At 73.6% G+C, this 7,031-nt stretch carries 6 protein-coding genes and 1 pseudogene; all 7 read left to right on the top strand.

The window, feature by feature from the left end; genetic code table 11:
• The coding region (locus GT354_RS42660; RefSeq protein ID WP_161362233.1) for a VWA domain-containing protein at positions 1-734 on the top strand (734 nt) is incomplete at its 5' end.
• A 336-nt stretch (positions 735-1,070) separates the two neighbouring features.
• Positions 1,071-1,685, top strand: coding sequence for a cob(I)yrinic acid a,c-diamide adenosyltransferase (gene cobO / locus GT354_RS42655; RefSeq protein WP_161362231.1), 615 nt, complete (start codon positions 1,071-1,073; stop codon positions 1,683-1,685).
• Entirely contained in the window at positions 1,682-3,214 is a 1,533-nt protein-coding gene (locus tag GT354_RS42650) for a cobyrinate a,c-diamide synthase (RefSeq protein ID WP_161362229.1), read from the top strand. Before cobO ends, GT354_RS42650 begins: the two co-directional genes overlap by 4 nt.
• 123 nt (positions 3,215-3,337) lie before the next feature.
• Positions 3,338-4,552, top strand: a complete 1,215-nt coding sequence (cbiE, locus tag GT354_RS42645) for a precorrin-6y C5,15-methyltransferase (decarboxylating) subunit CbiE (RefSeq protein ID WP_161362226.1) — start codon at positions 3,338-3,340, stop codon at positions 4,550-4,552.
• Entirely contained in the window at positions 4,549-5,073 is a 525-nt protein-coding gene (locus GT354_RS42640) for a cobalamin biosynthesis protein (protein WP_237536009.1), read from the top strand. Before cbiE ends, GT354_RS42640 begins: the two co-directional genes overlap by 4 nt.
• 84 nt (positions 5,074-5,157) lie before the next feature.
• Positions 5,158-6,435 carry an Rv2231c family pyridoxal phosphate-dependent protein CobC gene (cobC, locus tag GT354_RS42635; protein ID WP_346012432.1) on the top strand — a complete coding sequence of 426 codons (1,278 nt, stop codon included), beginning with the start codon at positions 5,158-5,160 and terminating at the stop codon, positions 6,433-6,435.
• Positions 6,432-7,031, top strand: a pseudogene (locus GT354_RS42630) (hypothetical protein); the annotation flags it as partial. The gene cobC and the pseudogene GT354_RS42630, both read left to right, overlap by 4 nt.

The raw sequence follows: 7,031 nt of genomic DNA, 5'->3' as shown, positions 1-7,031 counted from the left end.
CGCGTACGGCCGGTGGCCGGACCACCGGGTCGCAGGTCGCCGCGGGGCGGGTGACCCGACTGCACGTGGCGGCGACGGTGCGCGCCGCGGCGCTGCATCAGCACGCGCGCGGTCGAGTGGGGGCCGGGCTGTTGTTGCGGCGTGAGGACTTGCGGGAGGCGGTCCGGGAGGGCCGCGAGGGCAACCTGGTGCTGTTCGTGGTGGACGCGTCCGGGTCGATGGCGGCGCGCAAGCGCATGCGGGCGGTCAAGGGCGCGGTGTTGTCGCTGCTCCTGGACGCCTATCAGCGGCGGGACAAGGTCGGCCTGGTCACCTTCCGGGGTGCGGGGGCCGCGCTCGTGCTGCCGCCCACGTCGTCGGTGGAGGTCGGCGCGGCCCGGCTCGGTGCGCTGCCCACGGGTGGGCGTACCCCGGTGGGCGCGGGACTGCTGCGCGCGCACGAGACGTTGCGGGTGGAGCGGCTGCGCGACCCGTTGCGGCGCCCGCTGGTGGTCGTGGTCACCGACGGCCGTGCCACGGGAGGCAAGGACGCCCTGGGGGAGAGCCGTCGCAGTGCCCGACTGCTTGCCGCGACGGGCGTGGCCACCCTGGTCGTGGACTGCGAGAGCGGGCCGGTCCGGCTGGGCCTCGCGTCGCGGCTGGCCGCGGACCTGGGCGGTCCGGTCGTGACGCTCGACGAGCTCGCGGCGGACGGCCTGGCCACGCTGGTGCGGGACGTGCGCACGGTGGCTTGAGGAGTTGGGCGGGCAGGGGCTTTCGGGGCGGGGCGGGCGTGGTCGGCGTGTTGCGTCGTCCGGGCGCGTGCGGCGAGGGCTTTGGTCCGGCGTCGGTTCGGCGTCGGGCGCGTGCTCGGTGTCGCTCGTGGGGGGCGGGCGTTCGGGTGAGCGGTACTTGGGTCCGGGCGGCTCGCGGGTGTTCGCGCGTCCCGTAGGTGTTCGCGTGCCCGCCCTCGCAGGGGCGGAGGCAGGGTTGTCGCCGCGCGTCACGTCGGCTGGTTCGGCGGTGGGCGTGGCTGGTTGTCGGCGTGTCGTGTCCGGTATCTCGGATCGAATCGAAAAGGGGAGACCACCATGCCGCAAGGCGTTCCCACGCAGGTGCCCGACGATGGGCTGACGACTCGTCAGCGGCGCAATCGGGCGCTGGTCGTCGTGCATACGGGGGCCGGCAAGGGCAAGTCCACCGCCGCGTTCGGGCTGGCGTTGCGCGGTTGGAACCAGGGATGGGCCGTCGGGGTGTTCCAGTTCGTGAAGTCGGCGAAGTGGAAGGTCGGCGAGGAGAGCGTGCTGCGCACGCTGGGCCGGGTGCACGACGAGACCGGGGAAGGCGGCCCGGTCACGTGGCACAAGATGGGCGAGGGATGGTCCTGGATCCAGCGCGAGGGGACCCAGGAGGACCACGCCGAGGCGGCCCGGCAGGGGTGGGAGCAGATCAAGCGGGACCTCGCCGCGCAGACCTACGGGGTGTACGTGCTCGACGAGTTCACCTACCCGATGAAGTGGGGCTGGGTCGACGTGGACGAGGTCGTCGCGGTGCTGCGGGATCGGCCCGGCACCCAGCACGTGGTGATCACCGGGCGCGACGCCGATCCGCGCCTGATCGAGGCGGCCGACCTGGTGACCGAGATGACCAAGGTCAAGCACCCGATGGACGCGGGCCAGAAGGGACAGCGAGGTATCGAGTGGTGAGTGGTCGGGCACTGCCGCGCGTGGTGATCGCGGCGCCCGCGTCCGGGCACGGCAAGACCACCGTTGCCACCGGTCTGATCGCGGCGTTCACCGAGCGCGGGGACACGGTGTCGCCGCACAAGGTCGGCCCGGACTACATCGACCCCGGCTATCACGCGCTCGCCGCCGGTCGGCCCGGGCGCAATCTCGATCCGTTCCTGGTCGGCGAGGAGCGGATCGGCCCGCTGTTCGCGCACGGCGCCCGCGGCGCGGACCTCGCGATCGTCGAGGGTGTCATGGGCATGTTCGACGGCGCGGCCGGGCGCGGCGGCTACGCGTCCACCGCGCATGTGGCCCGGTTGCTCGCGGCGCCGGTGATCCTGGTCGTCGACGCGCGGGCGCAGAGCCGTTCGGTGGCGGCGCTGGTGCGCGGCTTCGCGGCGTTCGAGCCCGGGGTCGGGGTGGCCGGGGTGATCCTCAACCGGGTCGGCCCCGACCGGCACGAGGTGATGCTGCGCGAGGCGCTCGACGAGATCGGCATGCCCGTGCTCGGCGTGCTGCGCCGGCACGACGCGATCGCCAAACCCGCGCGGCATCTGGGACTGGTTCCGGTGGCCGAGCGGCACGCGGACGCGGTGCGTACGGTCGCGGCGCTGGGCGAACTGATCGCGCGCAGCGTGGATCTGGCGGCGGTACGGCGGCTCGCCGCGAGTGCGGGGCCGCTGACGGACGCGGTGTGGGATCCGGTGCGGGAGACCGCCGTGGGGTCGGACGTCGCGGGCTCCGAGGCGGGTGCGAAGGCGCGTTGCGAGACGGACCCGGTCGGGGGTCGGCCGCGGATCGCGATCGCGGGTGGGTCGGCGTTCACGTTCGCCTACGCGGAGACCGCCGAGTTGCTGACGGCGGCGGGCGCCGAGGTGGTCACGGTGGATCCGCTGCGTGACGAGCGGCTGCCGGCGGGTACGGCGGGGTTGGTCGTGGGTGGCGGGTTCCCCGAGGTGTACGCGGCCGAGTTGTCGGCGAACGCGTCGCTGCGCGCCGACGTGGTGGCTCTCGCGGCGCGTGGTGGGCCGATCGCGGCCGAGTGCGCGGGGCTGTTGTACCTGGCGCGAAGCCTGGACGGGGCGCCGATGTGTGGTGTGCTCGACGCCGACGCGCGGATGACCGAGCGGCTCACGCTCGGCTATCGCGAGGCGACGGCGGTGCGCGACTCGGTGCTCGCCCGCGCGGGTCGAGTGGTGCGCGGGCACGAGTTCCATCGCACCACGCTCACCCCGCGCGCCGGTCGCGACGCGGCGTGGAGCCTGGGCGAGACGGGTCTGGAGGGGCATGTCCAGGGGTCGGTGCACGCGTCCTACCTGCACGCGCATTGGGCCGGAACGCCGGACCTGGCCCGCAGATTCGCCCGGGCGTGCGCGGACGCCGATCCGACGCGCGGGCCGAATGCGCCGGGCGGGCGCGCCCGTTCGGGACGGGCGCTCGCGGCCGGGGCGGACGATCCGTCAGCGGGGACGAATACGGACACGCGAGACGGCGTCACGCTCGGTTGACGATCGGCGCAACCTTCCCGGGGAAAGCGGCGTCGTGTCGAGTACGGACGGTCGTCGAACGGTGATCGTCGCATGGGCACGGTCGACCCGTATGCGGGGTCACTGCGACGAGGGGATGTGGCCATGGCCGATCGGGTGATCGTGATCGGGTACGACGGCGGGCCGTTGTCGACACACGCGGTCGAGGCGCTCAAGTCGGCCACGTTGGTGGCGGGCGCCGAACGGCTGCTCGACGCGGTGCCGGTGCCCGAGGCCGCCGAACGGGTGGTCTTGGGCAATGTGCACGTCGCGGCGCAGCGGATCGGCGCGCATCGTGGCGCGGCGGTCGTGGTGGCGGCCGGCGACCCGGGGTTCTTCGGGATCGTGCGGGTGCTCAATCGTCCCGAGTACGGCCTGGAGATGGAGATCGTGCCCGCCGTGTCGTCGGTGGCGCAGGCGTTCGCGCGGGCGCGGATGCCGTGGGACGACGCGCGGATCGTCAGCGCGGTCGGCCGCGACGTGCGACGCGCGGCGAACGTGTGTCGGGTCTCGGGCAAGGTCGCGGTGCTGACCGGCCCCGGCGCGGGTCCGGCCGAGCTCGCGGCGCAACTGCACGGCCTGGCTCGTACGTTCGTGATCTGCGAGAACCTCGGCACCGATCGCGAGGAGATCTCGATGGTCTCCGCCGAGCACGTGCTCGAGCGCGAGTGGGTCGACGTGGACGTGGTGATCGTGATCGGGCCCACTCCCCGGGCCGGCACGGCGGTGGGCTGGGTCGCGGGGGAGCGGGCGGGCTTTCCGGGGCCGGTGCGCGGGTGGGCGATGCCCGAGGACGCGTACGCGCATCGGTCCGGCGCGATCACCCGAGCCGAGGTGCGCGCCCTCGTGCTGGCCCGGATCGGGCCGCGACTGGGGGACCTGGTGTGGGACGTCGGTGCCGGCAGCGGATCGGTCGCGGTCGAGTGCGCGCGGCACGGGGCGGCGGTGGTCGCGGTCGAGCAGGAGGCGTTCGCGTGCGACCTGATCGCCGAGAACGCGGGGCGGTTCGGCGTCGAGGTCGCGGTCGTGCACGGCAAGGCTCCCGACGCGCTGGCCCGACTGCCGCTGCCGGACGTGGTGTTCGTCGGCGCGGGCGGCCCGCGGGTGCTGGCCGCGTGTGCCGCGCGGCGGCCGGAGCGGATCGTCGCCGCGTTCACCGAGATCGATCGGGTCGGCGAGATGCGGGCGGTGCTGGAGCGCGCGGGTTTCCTCGTGGACGGATGCCTGCTCCAGTCTTCCCGGATGTCACCGGTGTCCGGTGGGGCGCGGCGACTGGACGCCGGGCACCCGGTGTTCGTCGTGTGGGGGGACCGTTCTTGAGCTCTCGTGCGGTGCTGGTCGTCGGCGTGGGCGCGGCGCGTGGGGTCACGGCCGAGGAGGTCGTGGGCACCGTGCGCGCCGTCCTGGCCGGGGCCGGCCTGGCGGGGTCGCCCGTGGTGGCTTTGGCCACGGTGCGACCGCGCGCGGACGAGGCCGGGCTCGTCGCGGCGGCGAAGGCGATGGGGTTGCCGCTGTACGCGCACGACGCGCGGGACCTCGCGGGCGTTTCGGTGCCGAATCCCTCGGAGCGAACCCGCGCGGCGGTGGGCACGCCGGGGGTGGCCGAGGCCGCCGCGCGGGTGGGTACGGCCGTCGGCGGTCCGCTGGGTGTCCTGGTGGTGGCCAAGACACGCGGGGTGGGAGCGCGTGCGCGCTGTACGGTCGCGGTCGCTCGGCACGTGGCGCCGGCCGAAGCGGCTGCGTCCGCGGTGGAATTCGGGGTGATATGCGATGAAGTGGGAGTGCTTTCGGCGGGGTCGACGCCCGTGTGTCCGGTAGAAAACGGCGCGGCTGGGCAATGATCGACGTGATCGCGCCAGATCCGATCCCTCTCGGTCGATATCCGGCCGACTTCGCAGGGGGAACCGATCGGGAAGTGCCGGCTGGTGGTCAACGCCGACACCCCGGGCACCAAACAAGGCACCATCACCACCATCATGGACACGAACAACACGATCGGGGCAGGGGCCCGGGGCGAGGGCACGGGAAGCACGGACATGGGCTATGACGCGATGACAGGACCCGCCGGGCCGCAGGCCCGCGAACACGCGGGTGCGGCGATCGCCGGCATCCGACGCCACGCGGCGGTCGGGCCGGGCGCCCCCGCCGAACCCGTCGAACTCCTCGAACCCGCCGCCCAGGATGTGGATCTGCGCCACCACGGGGACGCCGAGGTCGGCCCTGGACTCGTCGACCTCGCCGTCAACGTGCGGCTGGCCGCGCCGCCCGCATGGCTCGTACACCGGCTCGCGGCAAGCCTGGGCGACCTCGCCGCATACCCGGACACCGCCCGCGCCCGGGCCGCGATCGCAGCACGCCACCGCCGGTCGATCGCCGAGGTACTGCCCACGGCCGGCGCGGCCGAGGCGTTCGTACTGCTCGCGCGCACCCTGAATCCGCGTCACGCGGTGGTCGTGCACCCGCAGTTCACCGAACCCGAGGCCGCGTTGCGTGCCGCGGGCCACGCCGTGCATCGGGTCGTGCTCGACGAGGCGGACGGCTTCGTGCTCGATCCGGCCCGGATCCCCGACGACGCGGATCTGGTGATCCTGGGCAACCCCACCAACCCGACCTCGGTGCTGCACCCGGCGGCCACGATCGAGGCGCTCGCACGCCCCGGCCGAATCCTGGTGGTGGACGAGGCATTTGCCGACACGATCCCCGGCGAACCCGAAAGTCTGGCCCGACGACGCGACCTGCCCGGGCTCGTCGTTGTGCGCAGTCTCACGAAAACGTGGGCTTTGGCCGGACTTCGCATCGGTTACGTCCTGGCTTCCCCGGATCTGGTGCGCATCCTCGCCGACGCTCAGCCGTTGTGGTCGGTGTCGACACCGGCGTTGATCGCCGCCGAGGCATGCTGCACGCCGGAGGCGCTCGCGCAGGCGGACGCGTTGGCCGTTACGCTCGCGGCTGACCGTTCGTACCTCGTCGAGAGATTGCGCGCGGTTTCGGGGCTGCGACTACCGGTCGCTCCCCGGTCCTCGTTCGTGCTCGCGCGGATCGAGGGGGGTCCGCAGGTCCGCGAGCAGCTGCGGGAGAGAGGCTACGCGGTTCGGCGGGCCGACACCTTTCCTGGCCTCGGCCCGGATTGGATTCGGATTGCGGTGCGAGATCGTGCCACGACGCTGGCCTTCGCGGCTGCCCTGGAAGGAGTAGTGACATGAGTGAAGCCGACGAGCGCCGACCTGCCGGGGAGGGCCTGGGCCCGGTCCCGGCCAGGCACGCCGCCGGCCCCGGCCCGGTTGGGGAACCGGCCGGACCGTATCCGTACGACGATCTGGACGACGAGGACTCACTGTTGATGCCAGGCCCGCAGGCAGGTTGGGCCGACCCGAACGTGCCGACCCCGGCCGCGCCCGGGATGTCCCTGGCCGACCGGATGGCGGCCGCCGGCGACGGTGCGTCGGGACAGATCCAGGTACCGCAGGTCGAGCAGACGTACGACGCGGTGCCCGGACCGCAATCCGGCATGTTCGCCGCGATGGTGGTCGACGAGCCCGAACCGTCGGCGCAGCCACCGGCGCAACCCCAGACCTACGCCGCGCCGATGACGGCCGGTCAGATCCCGTACCCGCCCGGCCCGATGACGCCGCATCAGGAAGTTCCGCAGCCGGTCCAGGGATTCGGGCCGCAGGGGTACGGTGCGCCGCAGCAGGTCGCGGAGCCGTACCCGGCGCCGATCCACGGCGGCGCGCCGGTGTCGGCGCCCGCTCCCGCTCCCGCCCCGGCTCCTGCTCCCGCGCCCGTTGTCGAGGCGCAG

It is taken from the genome of Streptomyces sp. SID3343, assembly GCF_009865215.1.
GTDB lineage: Bacteria > Actinomycetota > Actinomycetes > Streptomycetales > Streptomycetaceae > Embleya.
The sequence above is the reverse complement of the archived record's forward strand: the minus strand, read 5'-3'. Positions and strand labels throughout refer to the sequence as shown.

What these genes read in the sequence shown, in the direction of transcription:
- cobO (WP_161362231.1), top strand. Translation starts at nt 1,071, where the DNA reads ATGCCGCAAGGCGTTCCCACGCAGGTGCCCGACGATGGGCTGACGACT.
- cbiE (WP_161362226.1), top strand. Translation starts at nt 3,338, where the DNA reads ATGGCCGATCGGGTGATCGTGATCGGGTACGACGGCGGGCCGTTGTCG.